Here is a 16,233-nt window from a genome sequence, read left to right as displayed (position 1 = left end):
TCGCCCGGCCGGCACCGCCTCCGCCGCCCCGGGTGGCCGTCGCGCCACCGCCGCCGCCGCGCCCGGCAGCACCTCCGCCGCGTCCTCCGGCGCCGCCGCCGGCGGCAAAGAAGTGCCCGCCGAACCAGCCCAGATGCTAGGCAGGGGCTAGGCCGCAGCGTGGTCTTTACGGAAGGGGGCCTCTCGCGGGCGAAAGCCGCCCCGAAAGGCCCTTATTTCCTTGCTTCTGGTCGAAATCGCGCTATACACCGCGCCATCTCACACGGAAGCATGGCTCACAAGGCCGTCCGGTGGCAGCCGGGGCGACAACGCTCTGTCCTGCTCACACGCTTCCGGAGGAACCAACCGGAGAATTAGAACGATGGCACTACCCGATTTCACTATGCGTCAGCTCCTCGAAGCCGGCGTGCACTTTGGTCACCAGTCTCACCGCTGGAATCCGAAAATGGCGCCGTTCATTTTCGGCGCCCGCAACAACATCCACATCGTCGACCTCGCGCAGACCGTGCCGTTGCTGCACAACGCCTTGCAGGCGGTCAGCGACACCGTCGCCAAGGGCGGCCGCATCCTGTTCGTCGGCACCAAGCGCCAGGCGCAGGACGGCGTTGCCGACGCGGCCAAGCGCTGCGCTCAGTACTTCGTCAATTCGCGCTGGCTCGGCGGCACGCTGACCAACTGGAAGACGATCTCGGGCTCGATCAAGCGCCTGCGTCATCTCGACGACGTGCTCGCCGGCGGCGATGCCTCCTCCTACACCAAGAAGGAGCGCCTGACGCTTCAGCGCGAGCGCGACAAGCTCGACCGCTCGCTGGGCGGCATCAAGGACATGGGCGGTCTGCCCGACCTGATCTTCGTGATCGACACCAACAAGGAAGACATCGCGATCCAGGAAGCCCAGCGGCTCAACATCCCGGTCGCGGCGATCGTCGACACCAATTCGGATCCGAAGGGCATCACCTATGTGGTGCCGGGAAATGACGACGCCGGCCGCGCGATCGCGCTCTATTGCGATCTGATCGCGCGCGCAGCCATTGACGGCATTTCGCGCGCCCAGGGCGATTCCGGAATCGACGTCGGCGCTTCGGTTCGGCCGGTCGCAGAAGAGCTGCCCGCTGCCACGAGCGGCTTCCAGGGCCTTGCCGGTCCGCGCGGCACCTCCGACGACCTCAAGAAGCTCCCGGGCGTGTCGGGCGCGATCGAGAAGAAGTTCAACGACCTCGGCATCTTCCACTTCTGGCAGCTGGCCGAGCTCGACCACGACACCGCGCACAAGATCGGCGAAGAAGTCGGCCTGCCGAGCCGCGCGGACGCCTGGGTGGCCAAGGCCAAGGCGCTGACCGCGGAAGCGGAATAGTCAAAAAGAGCGATGGGTTGGCCGGACAAGTTCCGGCCACCATTTCAGTTGACGCGAATTCCTGAGATGGACCGCGGCGAGGCGATCTGGCCGCGCCGCGGCAAACCGGCAGGCAAAAAGGATTTTGAACGATGGCAACGATCACAGCTGCGATGGTCAAGGACCTGCGCGAGTCGACCGGCGCAGGCATGATGGACTGCAAGGCCGCGCTGACCGAAAACGACGGCAACATGGAAGCGGCGCAGGATTGGCTGCGCAAGAAGGGCCTGTCGAAGGCCGCCAAGAAGTCGGGCCGCGTCGCTGCCGAGGGGCTGATCGGCGCGCTCACCAAGGGCAACAAGGGCGTCGTGGTCGAGGTTAATTCAGAGACCGATTTCGTGGCGCGCAACGGCCAGTTTCAGGGCCTCGTCAAGATGGTCGCCCAGGTCGCATTCAACGTCGGCGCCGATGTCGAGAAGATCAAGGCCGCCAAGGTCGGCGACGTCACGATCGAAACTGCGATCAATGACGCGATTGCCACCATCGGCGAGAACATGACGCTGCGCCGCGCAGATTCGCTCGAGGTCAGCCAGGGCGTGGTGTCGAGCTACGTCCATGGCGCGGTCGTCGAGGGCGCCGGCAAGATGGGCGTGATCGTGGCACTGGAATCGCCCGGCAAGGCCGATGAGCTCGCAACGCTTGGCCGTCAGATCGCGATGCATGTCGCGGCCGCCAACCCCCTGGCGCTCGATCCGTCCGGTCTCGATCCGGCGGTCGTCAAGCGCGAAAAGGACGTGCTCGCCGACAAATATCGCCAGCAGGGCAAGCCCGAGAACGTGATCGAGAAGATCGTCGAGTCCGGCCTAAAGACCTATTACAAGGAAGTCTGCCTGCTCGAGCAGGCCTTCATCCACGACACCGGCAAGTCGGTGGCGCAGGCGGTGAAGGAAGCCGAAGGCAAGATCGGCGGCGCGGTGAAGATCGCGGGCTTTGTGCGCTATGCTCTCGGTGAGGGAATCGAGAAGCAGGAAAGCGACTTCGCGGCCGAGGTCGCGGCGGCCAGCGGCAAGAAGTAAGCGCCGGAACGTTCCCTCCGGCGTGCCGCCGGAAGCGGCGCCCGGACAAGGAAAGTGCTCATGACTGATCCGGTCTATCGTCGCGTCGTGATCAAGCTGTCCGGCGAATATCTCGCGGGACCGCAGGGTTTTGGCATTGATCAGCCGACCATCGACCGGGTCGCCGACGATCTGATCGCAGCCCGCCATCTCGGCACCGAAATCGCCGTCGTGATCGGCGGCGGCAACCTCTTTCGCGGCGTCGAGGTCTCCTCGCGCGGCGTGTCGCGCCCCACCGGCGACACCATGGGCATGCTCGCCACGATGATGAACTGCCTCGCGCTCGAAGCCACGATCGAGCGCAAGGGCACGCCCGCGCGCACGCTGTCGGCCTTCGTCATGCCCGAGATTTCCGAGCTGTTCACCCGCACCGCGGCGCACAAATACCTCGCCGAGGGCCGGATCGTGTTGCTCGGCGGCGGAACCGGTAATCCGTTCTTCACCACCGACACGACCGCAGTGCTACGCGCCGCCGAGATCGGCGCCCAGGCGGTGCTGAAGGCGACCAATGTCGACGGCGTCTACTCGGCCGACCCGAAGAAGGACCCGACGGCGACGCGATTCGACCGTCTGACGCATTCGCAGGCGATCGAGGGCGGCTACAAGGTGATGGATGCGACCGCCTTCGCGCTTGCCCGCGAGACGTCGCTGCCTATCATCGTGTTCTCGATCGCGGAGCCGGGTTCGATCGGCGCTGTACTGCGTGGCGGCGGCCACGGAACCATTGTCGCCGGCTGACGGCTTGTCGTTGCACCCTGAGGGTGGGTGCGGAGAGGTCGCCGGGATTTTGAAGGAGAAACGTGATGGCCACGGATAATTTCGATCTCAACGAAGTCAAGCGCCGCATGCAGGGCGCGATCCAGTCGCTCAAGCACGAACTTGGCGGCCTGCGCACCGGTCGCGCCTCCGCCTCGATGCTCGATCCGGTGCAGGTCGACGCCTATGGCAGCCACATGCCGCTGAACCAGCTCGCCACCGTCAGCGTGCCGGAGCCGCGCCTGATCTCGGTGCAGGTCTGGGACAAGTCGATGGTCAAGGCGGTGGAGAAGGCGATCGTCGATTCCAATCTCGGCCTGTCGCCGGCGACCGAAGGCCAGGTGCTGCGCCTGCGCATCCCCGAACTCAACGAGGAGCGCCGCAGGGAGCTCGTCAAGGTCGCGCACAAATACGCGGAAGCCGCCAAGGTCGCCGCGCGCCATGTCCGCCGCGATGGTCTCGACGTTCTCAAGAAGCTCGAGAAGAATCACGAGATGTCCGAGGACGATCAGAAGCGCCACGCCGACGAGGTGCAGAAGGCGACCGACGGCACGATCTCCGAGATCGACCAGTTGCTGGCCGCCAAGGAAAAAGAAATCCTCACCGTCTAGAGCGCGGTGGATCGCGCTCTAGGTTATTGTTCGTGCATGATCTTTTCGGAAAACCGCTTCGCACTTTGCGCTAACGCGGCCCTTCGGGTCCGGATCATGCTTTAAGGCAACCTCATGTCCAACGCCGCCGCGCCCGCAACGGAAGGACCAGATCGGTCCGATGCGCCTGCGCATGTCGCCATCATCATGGATGGCAACGGACGTTGGGCGGCCGCGCGTGGCTTGCCACGGGCGGAAGGCCATCGCCGCGGCGTGGAGGCCCTGCGCCGCGTGGTTCGCGCGTCGCATGAGCTTGGCATCCGCTATCTCACCATCTTCTCCTTCAGCTCGGAAAACTGGTCGCGTCCGGCGAGCGAGATCGGCGATCTGTTCGGCCTGTTGCGCCGCTTCATCCGCAACGATCTGGCGAGCCTGCATCGCGACGGCGTCAAGGTCCGCATCATCGGCGAGCGGGACGGGCTGGAGGGCGACATCTGCGCACTTCTCAACGAGGCGGAGGAGCTGACGCGCGATAACACGCGCCTCACGCTCGTCGTCGCCTTCAATTACGGCTCCCGGCAGGAGATCGCGAAGGCGGCGCAGAAGCTCGCGCGCGAAGTCGCCGAGGGCCGGCGCAGTCCTGACACGATCGATGCCGAGACATTGGGGGCGCATCTCGACGCGCCCGACATTCCCGATCCCGATCTCATCATCCGCACCAGTGGCGAGCAGCGCCTGTCCAACTTCCTGATGTGGCAGGCCGCCTATAGCGAGCTCGTCTTCGTGCCGATTCACTGGCCCGATTTCGACAAGGCGGCGCTGGAAGGCGCAATCGCCGAATTCGCCAGGCGCGAGCGCCGTTTCGGCGGCCTGGTCGCGAAAACCGCCTCGTGAGCGAACCCGACTCCGCACCGGCCGGCGCTCAGCCTGCCCCGAGCAATCTCGTGATGCGAATCCTCGCAGCGCTGGTGCTGGCGCCGCTCGCCATTGCGCTCGCTTATGCCGGCGGCTGGCTGTGGGCACTCCTCGTCACCCTGGTGTCGATCGGACTGTTCGCGGAGTGGCTGATGGTGGTGGGCGCAAGCTCGACCGCGCTGACCGGGGCGGGGACGATCGTCATCGCCACGATGGGCTTGTGCGTTGCCTTCGGCGCGCTGAAGACCGCAATCATCACTGGCCTGATTGGCGGTGCGATCGTGACGGTGATCGCGCGGGGCAAGTTCGTCTGGGCGGCCTCCGGATTCGCCTATGCGTCGGCGGCGCTACTCGCCTCGATCCTGCTGCGGAAGGATCTTGTGAACGGCTTCGCCGCGTTGATGTTCGTGCTGCTCGTGGTGTGGGCGACCGATATCGGCGGCTATTTCGCCGGCCGCGGCATCGGCGGACCGAAGCTGTGGCCGCGCGTGAGCCCGAAGAAGACCTGGGCAGGGGCGCTCGGCGGCTTTGCCGCGAGCCTTTTGGTCGCCGCCGGCTTTGCCGCTTGCGGGATCGGAAAGATGGCTCCATTGCTGCTCGTCGCCGCGGTCCTCTCGGTCGTGTCGGCCTGCGGCGATCTGTTCGAATCCGCGGTCAAGCGGCGCTTCGATGTCAAGGATTCCAGTCACTTAATTCCCGGCCACGGCGGGCTATTGGACCGCCTGGACGGTTTTGTCGCTGCCATCCTGGTGGCATGGATTATCGGCTTCCTCCGCCATGGTGTGCATAGCGCCGGAAGCGGTCTTATGGTTTGGTGAACATATGAGCGCGGTTCCATTGCGTAACAACAAGGCTGCGGCGTCGACCGTCCGCAGCGTCACGGTTCTCGGCGCCACCGGCTCGATCGGCGACAGCACGATGGATCTGCTGCGCGCCTCTCCGGAGCGCTACCGTGTCGAGGCGCTGACGGCGAACAGCAATGTCGAGGCGCTGGCAAAGCTCGCGAAGGAGTTTTCCGCGCGCTTCGTCGCGATCGCCGACACCTCAAAATTTGCCGAGCTCAAGGCTGCGCTCGCGGGCACCGGCACCGAATGCGGCGCCGGCGAAAGCGCGGTGATCGAGGCCGGCGCGCGTCCGGCCGATTGGGTGATGGCCGCCGTGAGTGGCGCGGCCGGGCTGAAGCCGGCACTGGCGGCGGTCGATCGCGGCGCGCATGTCGCGCTCGCCAACAAGGAGTGTCTCGTCTGCGCCGGCGATTTCTTCATGCAGCGCGCGGCGAAAGCGGGCGCCTGCATCCTGCCTGCGGATTCCGAGCACAATGCGTTGTTCCAGGCGCTCGCCTCGGGCAATCGCGACGAGCTCGTCCGTGTCATCATCACGGCCTCCGGCGGCCCGTTCCGCACCTGGAACCCCGCCGACATCGAGCAGGCGACACTCGAGCAAGCCCTGAAGCATCCGAACTGGAGCATGGGCCAGAAGATCACGATCGATTCCGCGTCGATGATGAACAAGGGGCTCGAGGTGATCGAGGCTTCCTATCTGTTTGCGCTCTCGCCCGACGAGATCGACGTCCTCGTTCATCCGCAGTCGATCATCCACGGCATGGTCGAGTTCTCCGATCGCTCGGTCGTCGCCCAGCTCGGCGCACCCGACATGCGCACGCCGATCGCGCATTGCCTCGGCTGGCCCGACCGCATCAAGGGGCCGGCGGCCAAGCTCGATCTGGCCAAGATCGGCCAGCTGACCTTCGAGGCGCCGGATTTCGAGCGCTTCCCCGGGCTGCGCTTGGCCTTCGATTCGCTCCGGACCGGGAAGGGGGCGACCACGGTCTACAACGCCGCCAACGAGGTCGCGGTCGCCGCCTTCATCGCCGGCAAGATCCGGTTTGGTGCGATTGCCCGGCTGGTGGAGGCGACGCTGGACGACTGGGTTCGTGGCGGGAACCAGGCCCCGCTGACGTCGGCGGACGATGCAATCGCTGTTGACCATGTTGCGCGAAATAGGGCTGCCGCCCTATTGCCTCAAATTGCCTTAAAGGCATCCTAGATGGTTCGGGGCCAGGGCCTAGCGGCGCTGGATGAGGGAATTCGATGATCGACTTTTTCGTCCATAGTTTCAATACGTTGAGCCATGGGCTCCTCGGCTACGCGGTTCCCTTCCTGTTCGTCCTGACCATCGTCGTGTTCTTCCATGAGCTCGGCCATTTCCTGGTCGCGCGCTGGGCGGGCGTCCGCGTGTTAACTTTTTCGCTCGGTTTCGGACCTGAGCTGGTGGGCTTCAACGACCGCCATGGCACCCGCTGGAAGATCTCGGCGATCCCGCTCGGCGGCTACGTCAAGTTTTTCGGCGACGAGAGCGAGGCTTCGACGCCGTCGTCCGAGAAGCTCGCGGCCATGACGGCCGAGGAGCGCGCCGGCAGCTTCCATCACAAGAAGGTCGGCCCGCGCGCCGCTATCGTTGCCGCCGGACCGATCGCCAATTTCATCCTGGGAGCGCTGATCTTTGCCGGCATGGCGCTGTATTACGGCAAGCCGAGCACGATCGCGCGCGTCGACGGTGTCGTCGCCGACGGCGCTGCGGCGGCAGCCGGCTTCAAGATCGGCGACGTCGTCGTCCAGATCGACGGCAAGCCGATCGAAAGCTTTGCCGACATGCAGCGCATGGTTGCAATGAATGCCGGTTCGCCGCTTGCCTTCCAGGTCAAGCGTGACGGCGCCATCGTGTCGCTGACCGCGACGCCGGCGCTGCTCGAGCGCAAGGATCCCTTCGGCAACAGCCACCGTCTCGGCGTGCTCGGCGTCGAGCACAAGTCTCAGGCCGGTGAGGCCTCGACATCGCCGGTCGGCGTCGGCGAAGCGCTCAAGATCGGGGTGGAGCAGGTCTGGTTCATCATCACCAGCACCTTCAAGTTCCTGGGCTCGTTGTTCGTCGGCAACGGCAATCCGAACGAGGTCAGCGGCGTGCTCGGCATTGCCAAGATGTCGGGGCAGGCGGCCAGCGCCGGGTTCCAGTTCGTGATCAACCTCTGCGCAGTGCTCTCGGTGTCGATCGGCCTGCTGAATCTGTTCCCGATCCCGTTGCTCGATGGCGGTCACCTTATGTTCTATGCGGCGGAGGTTGCCCGTGGTCGGCCCCTGTCCGAGCGGACTCAAGAGATGGGATTCCGAATCGGGCTGGGCTTGGTGCTGATGTTGATGGTGTTTGCGACCTATAACGACATCCTGCGGATGGCCGCATCCTGATAGGGGCTTTTTTGTGGCGTTGCCCGGGCGTTGCTCTTGGGCAACGTCTTGGAATGAAAATGAAATTACGGCGCGCTCGACCGTTTGCGGCGTCGGTGAAATTGTCTACAAGCGGCTTGAACTTGGGGAATCTCCAGACCGGCGTTGGGGTTGGGTCTGGTACGGAATGATAAGGGCGCGTTGCGCAATGAAGTTTGGACTGCGACTCCGGGGGGGCTTGCTCGCAACCCTGATCATGTTCGGCGCGCCGGTGCTTGCCCCGGTTGGGGCTGCCTTTGTGTCTTCGTCTGCGCTTGCTCAGACCGTGCAGTCGATTTCCGTCGAAGGAAATCGCCGGGTCGAGGTGGAGACGATCCGCTCCTACTTCAAGCCGGGTCCCGGCGGTCGCCTGGATCAGGGTGCCATCGACGACGGCCTCAAGGCGCTGATCGAGACCGGCCTGTTCCAGGACGTCAGGATCAACCGCGGCGCCGGTGGCCAGATCGTCGTCTCCGTGGTGGAAAACCCGGTGATCGGCCGCATTGCCTTCGAGGGCAACAAGAAGATCAAGGACGAGCAGCTCACCGGTGAAGTCCAGTCCAAGGCGCGCGGCACCTTCTCCCGCGCCATGGTGCAGTCCGACACGCTGCGAATCGCCGAAATCTATCGCCGTTCCGGCCGCTACGACGTCCGCGTCACGCCTGAAGTCATCGAGCAGCCGAACAACCGCGTCGATCTCATCTTCACGGTCGAGGAGGGCGCCAAGACCGGCGTCAAGTCGATCGAGTTCGTCGGCAACAACGCGTACTCGTCCTACCGCCTGCGCGACGTCATCAAGACGCATGAATCGAATCTGCTGAGCTTCCTCGCCAGCAGCGACATCTACGATCCCGATCGGGTCGAGGCCGACCGCGACCTGATCCGCCGCTTCTATCTCAAGAACGGTTTCGCCGACGTCCAGGTCGTCGCCGCGCTCACCGAATACGATCCGGAGAAGAAGGGCTTCAATGTCACCTTCAAGATCGAGGAAGGCTCGCAATACCGGGTCGGCTCGATCGACTTCCGCTCCAGCATTCCGAACTTCGATCCCACATCGATGCGCAACTATTCGCGCGTCAATGTCGGTTCGCTCTACAACGTCGAATCGGTCGAGAAATCGGTCGAGGAGATGCAGATCGAAGCCTCGCGGCGCGGTTATGCCTTCGCCGTGGTCCGTCCCGGCGGCGACCGCAATTTCGAGGCGCACACCGTGTCGGTCGTGTTCAACATCGACGAGGGTCCGCGCACCTATATCGAGCGTATAAACCTTCGCGGCAACACCCGCACGCGCGACTACGTGATTCGTCGCGAGTTCGACGTCTCCGAAGGCGATGCCTACAACCGCGCGCTCGTCGACCGTGCCGAGCGCCGCTTGAAGAACCTCGACTATTTCAAGAGCGTGAAGATTACGACGGAGCCCGGCTCGTCGAGCGACCGCGTGATCCTGCTCGTCGACATGGAAGAGAAATCGACCGGCGACTTCTCGGTCTCGGGTGGTTACTCCACCACCGACGGCGCGCTGGCCGAAGTCTCGGTCTCCGAGCGCAATTTGCTCGGCCGCGGCCTGTTCGCCAAGGCGGCGGTGACCTACGGCCAGTATGCCCGCGGCTACTCGCTGTCGTTCGTCGAACCCTATCTGCTCGACTACCGGGTCGCGCTCGGTCTCGACCTCTATCAGCGTGAGCAGAAGTCCAACAGCTACATCTCCTACGGCACCAAGACGCTCGGCTTCTCGCCGCGCCTCGGTTTCTCCCTGCGTGAAGATCTGTCGCTGCAGGTGCGCTACTCGATCTACAGGCAGGAAATCACGCTGCCGTCCTACCTGGCGAACTGTAACAACAATTTGGGCACGGCGGCTTTTAACCCGAGCCCGGCCTTCGCCAATGCAAATGGGATCGACCTGAGCTCGACGAACGGCCTCGGCTGCTACAGCGATGGCGAAGCTTCGCTGCCGGTGCGCAAGGAGCTTGCCAACGGCAAGACCCTGACCTCGGCGCTCGGCTACACGCTGACCTACAACACGCTCGACAACAACAAGAACCCCACCGACGGTCTGTTGGTCGATTTCCGGCAGGACTTCGCCGGCGTCGGCGGCGACGTCTCCTATCTGAAGACTGTGGTCGACGCGAAGTACTACACTCCTCTGGTGTCGGATATCGTCGGTCTCGTTCGCCTCCAGGGCGGCATGCTGAACAAGATGGGCAGCGATCTGCGCATGCTCGATCATTTCCAGATGGGTCCGAACCTCGTCCGCGGCTTTGCCCCGAACGGTATCGGACCGCGCGATTTGAACCCCTTCGGTACGCAGGACGCGCTTGGCGGCACCAAATATTGGGGTGCTTCGCTCGAATTGCAGATGCCGTTCTGGTTCCTGCCGAAGGAAGTGGGTCTGAAGGGCGCCGTCTACGCCGACGCTGGCGGGCTGTTCGACTATCAGGGCCCGACGACGTGGTCGGTGACGAACGAAATGACCACGACCAAGAATTCGACGTGCACGCCGTCGACCGTCAATCCAGCCTCGGCTGGAACCTGCACCGGCCTGGTGTATGACAACGGCAATGCGGTCCGCTCGTCGGTCGGCGTCGGCTTGATCTGGGCCTCGCCGTTCGGTCCGCTGCGCTTCGACTATGCCGTGCCGCTGACCAAGGGCAAGAACGACCGTACGCAGGAGTTCCGGTTCGGCGGCGGCACCTCGTTCTAATTCGAACAGCAAGGCACGATCCGGACTACGGAGCCGGTTTCCGAAAGGGATCGTGCCAATCCAGGAGATGAGGCATGATGCGGCTTGGCCGCTTCATGCCGAAGCCGGACCGCGACGGGGTGGAATGGCGCAGCCGACCTTCTTCACACAGCCGCCCGCCTCAGCGCTGGCCGACATAGCCACGCTGACCAAGGCGGAGCTGGTCGATCCCGCCAGGGGCGGCCAAATCATCAGGGGTCTGGCTTCGCTCGACGAAGCCGGCCCGATGCACCTGACGTTCTTCGACAATCTCAAATATGCCGATGAGCTCAAGGCGACCAAGGCCGGTGCTTGCCTGGTGAGCCCACGCTTCGAGGCCCGGGTGCCCGCGCATGTCGCCGTGCTGCGGGCGCCACAGCCGTTCCGCGCCTTCGTCAGGATCGCGCGGGAGTGGCATGGCGACGCGCTCCGGCCGCAATCCTGGACCGGCAACGACGGCATCGCGCCGTCGGCCATCATCGATCCGACGGCCAGGCTCGAGGACGGCGTGATCGTCGATCCCCTGGCCGTGATCGGCCCTGACGTGGAGATCGGCAGCGGCACGGTGGTCGGTGTGGGGGCCGTGATCGGCCCCGGCGTCAAGATCGGCCGGGACTGCAATGTCGGCGCACGCACGGCCATCCAGTGCGCGCTGATCGGCAACGACGTGCTGATCCACCCCGGCTGCTCGATCGGCCAGGACGGCTACGGATTCATCTTCTTCGGCCCCGAGGGCCACCTGAAGGTGCCCCAGACCGGCCGCGTGCTGATCCAGAACAACGTAGAGGTCGGCGCCGGCACCACGATTGATCGTGGGTCCTTGCGCGACACCGTGATCGGAGAGGGGACCAAAATCGACAATCAGGTCCAGATCGGCCACAATGTGACCATTGGCCGGCACTGCCTGCTGGCAGCCCAGATCGGTCTTGCCGGCAGCCTCACCCTCGGCGACAACGTGGCGTTGGGAGCGAAGGTGGGCATCAACAATCACGTCAAGATCGGGGATGGAGCTCAGGTGACTGCCATGAGCGGCGTCAAGGACGACGTCCCTCCCAACGGACGATGGGGTGGTTTTTTCGCCAAGCCGACCAGACAGTGGTTCAAGGAAATTTTGGCGGTGGAGCGCCTGGCGCGCGACAGCAAGGCCGATCCGAAGCAGGAGGAACGGGAGTGACGGACGAAGCACCGGTCAGGTTCGAGCTTGTGGACATCAACATGATCCTGCAAACGCTCCCGCACCGCTTTCCGATGCTGCTGATCGATCGCGTGATCAACATCCGCACCGATTACAGCGGCATCGGCATCAAGAACGTCACCTTCAACGAGCCGCCGTTCCAGGGCCACTTTCCCGATCGCCCGGTCTATCCCGGCGTCATGATGATCGAAGCGATGGCGCAGACTGCCGGTGTGATCGGCATCAAGTCGGTCGAGGGCACCGATAAGCCGCGCGCTGTGTATTTCCTGACCATCGACAAGTGCAAGTTCCGCAAGCCGGTGCTGCCCGGCGATACCATCGAATACCACATGCGCTCGATCGGCCGCCGCAAGGCCATGTGGTGGTTTCACGGCGACGCCAAGGTCAACGGCCAGGTGGTTGCGGAGGCCGACGTCGGCGCCATGCTGACCGACTGAGCGGGATCAACTTCTCTGGATACGCTCGCGTGCAGCACACGCGTACCGGCCACCGCTGACCTCGCGCTTGATGTTCTGCTTGAAGAACTGGCCCATGGACGGTGCGCCCAGCAGGCGCTCGACCGTGTCGATTGGCACGCCGCAATAGCGGTCATAAACGCCGTCCACAGCCACAATGAGGGTCTGCTGCGCACGGTCGTAACAGACCCGCTGAAGCACCGTGCTGCGGCTGATGTCGCGGCATTCGAATGTCTTGAGATCGACGAGGCGGTTTTCGGCGGTCTCGATCGTCTCTGACACGATCGGCGCAGTCACGAGCTGTGCGAGGAGAAGTGCCAGGGCCCTGACCACGATACCTGAAGCTCCGCGTGAACTTGTTGATGAGCCGGGAAGGCTGCTTCACCCGGCACTTGAAACACGGAGAGATCATACGTCACTGGACAGATCGGGCATAGTCGCGCTAACCAGCGGAAAACCGAGCGACTTCAACACCTAATCAGACCTTCTTGATGAGTCAGATTGCTTGATGAGTAAGATTGATCCCACCGCACGGATCGCGGACGGCGCCGTGATCGGCGAGGGCACCGAGATCGGCCCCTTCTGCATCATCGGCCCGCATGTCGTGATCGGCAGTAACTGCAAGCTGATCGGACATGTGCATATCACCGCGCAGACCACGATCGGTGACGATTGCACCATCTATCCGTTCGCCTCGCTCGGCACGCCGCCGCAATCGCTCAGCTATCGTGGCGAATTGACGAAGCTCAAGATCGGTTCGGGCTGCACCATCCGCGAGTCCGTGACCATGAACGCCGGCACGGTCGCAGGCGGCGGCATCACAGAGGTCGGCGACCGCAACTATTTCATGAACTGCAGCCATGTCGGCCACGACTGCCATGTCGGCAACGACGTGATCTTCGCGACCTCGGCCACGCTCGGCGGTCACTGCGAGATCGGTGATTTCGTCTTCATCGGCGGCCTGTCCGCGGTGCACCAGTTCACCCGCATCGGCCCGCAGGTTATGGTCGGCGGCGTGTGCGGCGTGCGCGATGACGTCATTCCGTTCGGCCTCGTCAACGGCCAGTATGCGGTGCTTGAAGGCCTCAACCTGATCGGCATGAAGCGGCGCAAGTTCACAAAGCAGCGGCTTGCGACCGTGCGCGCGTTCTACCAGAAACTCTTCCATGGCCCCGCTACCTTTGCCGAACGCCTGGAGGCGGCGCGGCCGCTCGCCGGTGAAGATCCGGCCATCGGCGAAATCCTCGACTTCATCGGCAAGGGCAAGCGCCCGCTCTGTCTTCCCGCCATCGCGAAGTGATGATGCGATGGCCCCGGGCATGACATCGGCGGCTTCGGAGATTTCATCGCCGGTCGGCGTGGTCGCCGGCGGCGGCGCGATGCCGTTCGCGGTTGCCGACTCGCTCGCTGCCCGCGGCATTACACCAGTGCTATTTCCCCTTCGGGGGGCCTGCGATCCGGCACGGGTGGAAAAATTCCGTCATCGTTGGATCTCGGTCGGCCAGCTCGGCCGCGCCATGCGGCTGTTTCGCGAGGAGGGCTGCCGCGACCTGATCTTCATCGGCACGCTGGTGCGGCCTTCGCTCTCGGAGGTCCGGGTCGACTTCACGACGCTGCGGCTGCTCGGCAATGTCATCCGCGCCTTCCGCGGCGGCGACGATCATCTGTTGTCCGGCGTCGGGCGCATTCTCGAGCAGGGCGGCTTTCGCATGGTCGGCATCAAGGATGTCGCGCCCGACCTCTTGATGCCCGAGGGCTGCATCAGCCGCGCCTGGCCGAGCGACACCGGCAAGACCGACATCGAGCGCGGACGCGCGGTGCTGACCGCGCTCGGTCCGTTCGACATCGGCCAGGCTGCGGTCGTGATCGACGGCCATGTGGTGGCAGTCGAGGATATCGAGGGCACCGATGCGCTGCTCGCGCGCGTGGCCAGGCTGCGCGAAGAGGGCCGCATCCGCGCCGCCACCGGGCGAGGCGTGCTGGTGAAGGTCCCAAAGAGCGGGCAGGATCTGCGCTTCGACCTGCCGACGATCGGCCCGCGCACCCTTGAGGGCGTCGCCGCCGCCGGGCTCGCCGGCATTGCCGTCGTCGCCGGCAACACCATCGCCGCCGAGCCGCAGGCAATGATCGCGCTCGCCGACGCAAAATATCTCTTCGTCATCGGCCTGCCGGCGTGATGCAGGGCCGCGATCCCAAGCGCAAGATCTTCCTGATCGCCACGGAGGAATCCGGCGACCGGCTCGGCAGCGCCTTGATGAAGGTGCTGCGCCAGCGCCTCGGCGACGGCGTGCAGTTCGTGGGCGTCGGCGGCCACACCATGGCGCGCCAGGGGCTGGAGACGCTGTTTCCGATCGAGGAGCTCTCGATCGTCGGCTTCGCCGCGGTCGTGCAGCAAATGCCGAAGATCCTGCGGCTGATCCGCGAGACCGCGGAGGCCGTGACCGAAGCCGCGCCGGACGCGCTCGTCATCATCGACAGCCCCGACTTCACCCACCGTGTCGCCCGCCGCGTGCGGACGCGCAATCCGGCGATCCCGATCGTCGACTACGTCTCGCCGCAGCTCTGGGCCTGGCGGCCGGGGCGGGCGCGAACCATGCTCGGCTACGTCGACCATGTGCTCGGCCTGTTGCCGTTCGAGCCGGAGGAATATCGCAAGCTCGGCGGTCCGCCATGCAGCTATGTCGGCCATCCCCTGATCGAGCAATTGCCCTCGCTGCGGCCGAACGCGGAGGAGCAGGCGCGCCGCGACGGCGAGCCGCCGGTCTTGCTGGTATTGCCCGGCAGCCGCCGCAGCGAAATCAGGCACCATCTCGACGTGTTCGGCGCCACGCTCGGCCGATTGCAGACGGACGGCCGCGCGTTCGAACTGATGCTGCCGACCATGCCGCATCTCGAAGCCACCATTCGCGAAGGCATCGCGAACTGGCCGGTCAAGCCGCAAATCGTGGTCGGCGAGAACGAGAAGCGCGCCGCCTTCCGCATCGCGCGCGCGGCACTGGCAAAATCCGGCACGGTGACGCTGGAGCTCGCGCTATCGGGCATTCCGATGGTGACGGCCTATCGCGTCGGCGCGATCGAAGCCTTCATCCTGCGCCGCGCGATCCGCGTCTCCTCGGTGATCCTCGCCAATCTCGTGATCGGCAAGGATGTCATCCCGGAGTTCCTGCAGGAAGACTGCACGCCGGAGAAGCTGGCGCCCGCGCTCTCGCAGCTTCTGACCGATTCACCGCTGCGCCGGCAGCAGGTGGAAGCGTTCGCGCAGCTCGATGCGATCATGTCGACCGGCAACAAGTCGCCGAGCGTGCTCGCAGCCGACATCGTGCTGGCGACGATGCGCAAGGGCAGGCGGGCTAGCTAGGACGTGTACTCATAAACGTCGGCTTGCCAGCGCAAAGCGGAAGCCTCCTAACCTTGGGCGTGATCGGCGGTTTGTGACCCGTTGCAGACATTGTTGCATCAGATGAGTCCGACGCGTCCGCAAAACAATTGGCTTCCTATACGGGATAGCGCCATTTCAACGCACGGCGCAGGAAAAGCAAAGCCACGATTATCGCAACGGCCGCGATCCATAGGAAGGCCGGAACGGGCGATTGATTGTGAATGTGGGCAATGTACAGAACCAGGGCCAACAAGACGGCAACTAGCGCGTTCGACACCCAATACAACGGAGAGCGCCCAATTCCAGCTGCTGCGAGTTCTGCCGCGCGTTCACTCGCCCGCCTGGTAAGCCACCAATAAAAGCCGAAAGAAGCGAGCGCAATGATCCAGGACATTCCCAGTTTTTCTCATGAAACTTTGTCGAAGGCTTTATTGAGAATACTCAAATTGAGTGGATCAGTTCAACGCACCCGACCGCCGCCCAGCACTTCGCCTTCTGGCCCATCGCGGACTCAGG

General features: G+C 64.3%; 16 protein-coding genes. 14 read left to right on the top strand and 2 right to left on the bottom strand.

What is annotated here, in order from left to right; all coding sequences use genetic code 11:
• Positions 1-361: 361 nt before the first annotated feature.
• The 11 genes from AC0L3S_RS28650 (at position 362) to fabZ (ending at position 12,320) form a co-directional block, all read left to right on the top strand.
• Positions 362-1,354, top strand: a complete 993-nt coding sequence (locus AC0L3S_RS28650; protein ID WP_007610895.1) for a 30S ribosomal protein S2 — start codon at positions 362-364, stop codon at positions 1,352-1,354.
• Positions 1,355-1,485: 131 nt separating this feature from the next.
• Complete coding sequence (tsf, locus tag AC0L3S_RS28645) at positions 1,486-2,409, top strand: translation elongation factor Ts (protein WP_473259957.1); 924 nt, start codon at positions 1,486-1,488, stop codon at positions 2,407-2,409.
• A gap of 60 nt (positions 2,410-2,469) precedes the next feature.
• Entirely contained in the window at positions 2,470-3,186 is a 717-nt protein-coding gene (gene pyrH / locus AC0L3S_RS28640) for a UMP kinase (RefSeq protein ID WP_473282875.1), read from the top strand.
• Positions 3,187-3,251: 65 nt separating this feature from the next.
• Positions 3,252-3,815 (top strand): ribosome recycling factor, encoded by a 564-nt coding sequence (gene frr / locus AC0L3S_RS28635; RefSeq protein ID WP_473282873.1) that lies wholly within the window; start codon positions 3,252-3,254, stop codon positions 3,813-3,815.
• Positions 3,816-3,929: 114 nt separating this feature from the next.
• Positions 3,930-4,688, top strand: coding sequence for an isoprenyl transferase (locus AC0L3S_RS28630; RefSeq protein WP_007610887.1), 759 nt, complete (start codon positions 3,930-3,932; stop codon positions 4,686-4,688).
• Positions 4,685-5,527: a phosphatidate cytidylyltransferase gene (locus AC0L3S_RS28625; RefSeq protein ID WP_473282871.1), complete on the top strand. Its 843-nt coding sequence runs from the start codon at positions 4,685-4,687 to the stop codon at positions 5,525-5,527. Before AC0L3S_RS28630 ends, AC0L3S_RS28625 begins: the two co-directional genes overlap by 4 nt.
• Before the next feature lie 4 nt (positions 5,528-5,531).
• Positions 5,532-6,755, top strand: coding sequence for a 1-deoxy-D-xylulose-5-phosphate reductoisomerase (gene dxr / locus AC0L3S_RS28620; protein ID WP_473282869.1), 1,224 nt, complete (start codon positions 5,532-5,534; stop codon positions 6,753-6,755).
• A gap of 44 nt (positions 6,756-6,799) precedes the next feature.
• Positions 6,800-7,951 (top strand): RIP metalloprotease RseP, encoded by a 1,152-nt coding sequence (gene rseP / locus AC0L3S_RS28615; protein ID WP_027567151.1) that lies wholly within the window; start codon positions 6,800-6,802, stop codon positions 7,949-7,951.
• Between the two features lie 187 nt (positions 7,952-8,138).
• Positions 8,139-10,670, top strand: coding sequence for an outer membrane protein assembly factor BamA (bamA, locus tag AC0L3S_RS28610; protein WP_473259967.1), 2,532 nt, complete (start codon positions 8,139-8,141; stop codon positions 10,668-10,670).
• Positions 10,671-10,794: 124 nt separating this feature from the next.
• The gene (lpxD, locus tag AC0L3S_RS28605) at positions 10,795-11,862 is read left to right on the top strand and encodes a UDP-3-O-(3-hydroxymyristoyl)glucosamine N-acyltransferase (RefSeq protein WP_473282867.1); all 1,068 of its coding nucleotides are present in this window, start codon (positions 10,795-10,797) and stop codon (positions 11,860-11,862) included.
• A gap of 41 nt (positions 11,863-11,903) precedes the next feature.
• Positions 11,904-12,320 (top strand): 3-hydroxyacyl-ACP dehydratase FabZ, encoded by a 417-nt coding sequence (gene fabZ, locus AC0L3S_RS28600; protein WP_051058562.1) that lies wholly within the window; start codon positions 11,904-11,906, stop codon positions 12,318-12,320.
• A 6-nt stretch (positions 12,321-12,326) separates the two neighbouring features.
• On the opposite strand, the gene AC0L3S_RS28595 is transcribed toward fabZ, so the two are convergent.
• Positions 12,327-12,671, bottom strand: coding sequence for a KTSC domain-containing protein (locus AC0L3S_RS28595; RefSeq protein WP_473282865.1), 345 nt, complete (start codon positions 12,669-12,671; stop codon positions 12,327-12,329).
• 175 nt (positions 12,672-12,846) lie between these two features.
• On the opposite strand from AC0L3S_RS28595, the gene lpxA reads away from it, so the two are divergent.
• Genes lpxA through lpxB form a run of 3 tightly spaced genes read left to right on the top strand, consistent with a single transcriptional unit; the run spans position 12,847 to position 15,696 of the window.
• On the top strand, positions 12,847-13,638 hold the full coding sequence (gene lpxA, locus AC0L3S_RS28590) for an acyl-ACP--UDP-N-acetylglucosamine O-acyltransferase (protein ID WP_007610866.1): 792 nt from the start codon (positions 12,847-12,849) through the stop codon (positions 13,636-13,638).
• 19 nt (positions 13,639-13,657) lie between these two features.
• Positions 13,658-14,515, top strand: coding sequence for an LpxI family protein (locus AC0L3S_RS28585; protein ID WP_085384805.1), 858 nt, complete (start codon positions 13,658-13,660; stop codon positions 14,513-14,515).
• Positions 14,512-15,696, top strand: coding sequence for a lipid-A-disaccharide synthase (gene lpxB / locus AC0L3S_RS28580; protein WP_473282863.1), 1,185 nt, complete (start codon positions 14,512-14,514; stop codon positions 15,694-15,696). Before AC0L3S_RS28585 ends, lpxB begins: the two co-directional genes overlap by 4 nt.
• A gap of 136 nt (positions 15,697-15,832) precedes the next feature.
• Here lpxB and AC0L3S_RS28575 read toward each other — a convergent pair whose 3' ends face one another.
• On the bottom strand, positions 15,833-16,111 hold the full coding sequence (locus AC0L3S_RS28575; protein WP_473282861.1) for a hypothetical protein: 279 nt from the start codon (positions 16,109-16,111) through the stop codon (positions 15,833-15,835).
• Between the last annotated feature and the right edge of the window lie 122 nt (positions 16,112-16,233).

Source organism: Bradyrhizobium sp. Ken01, assembly GCF_055807355.1.
This window is presented reverse-complemented; position numbering and strand designations above follow the sequence as displayed.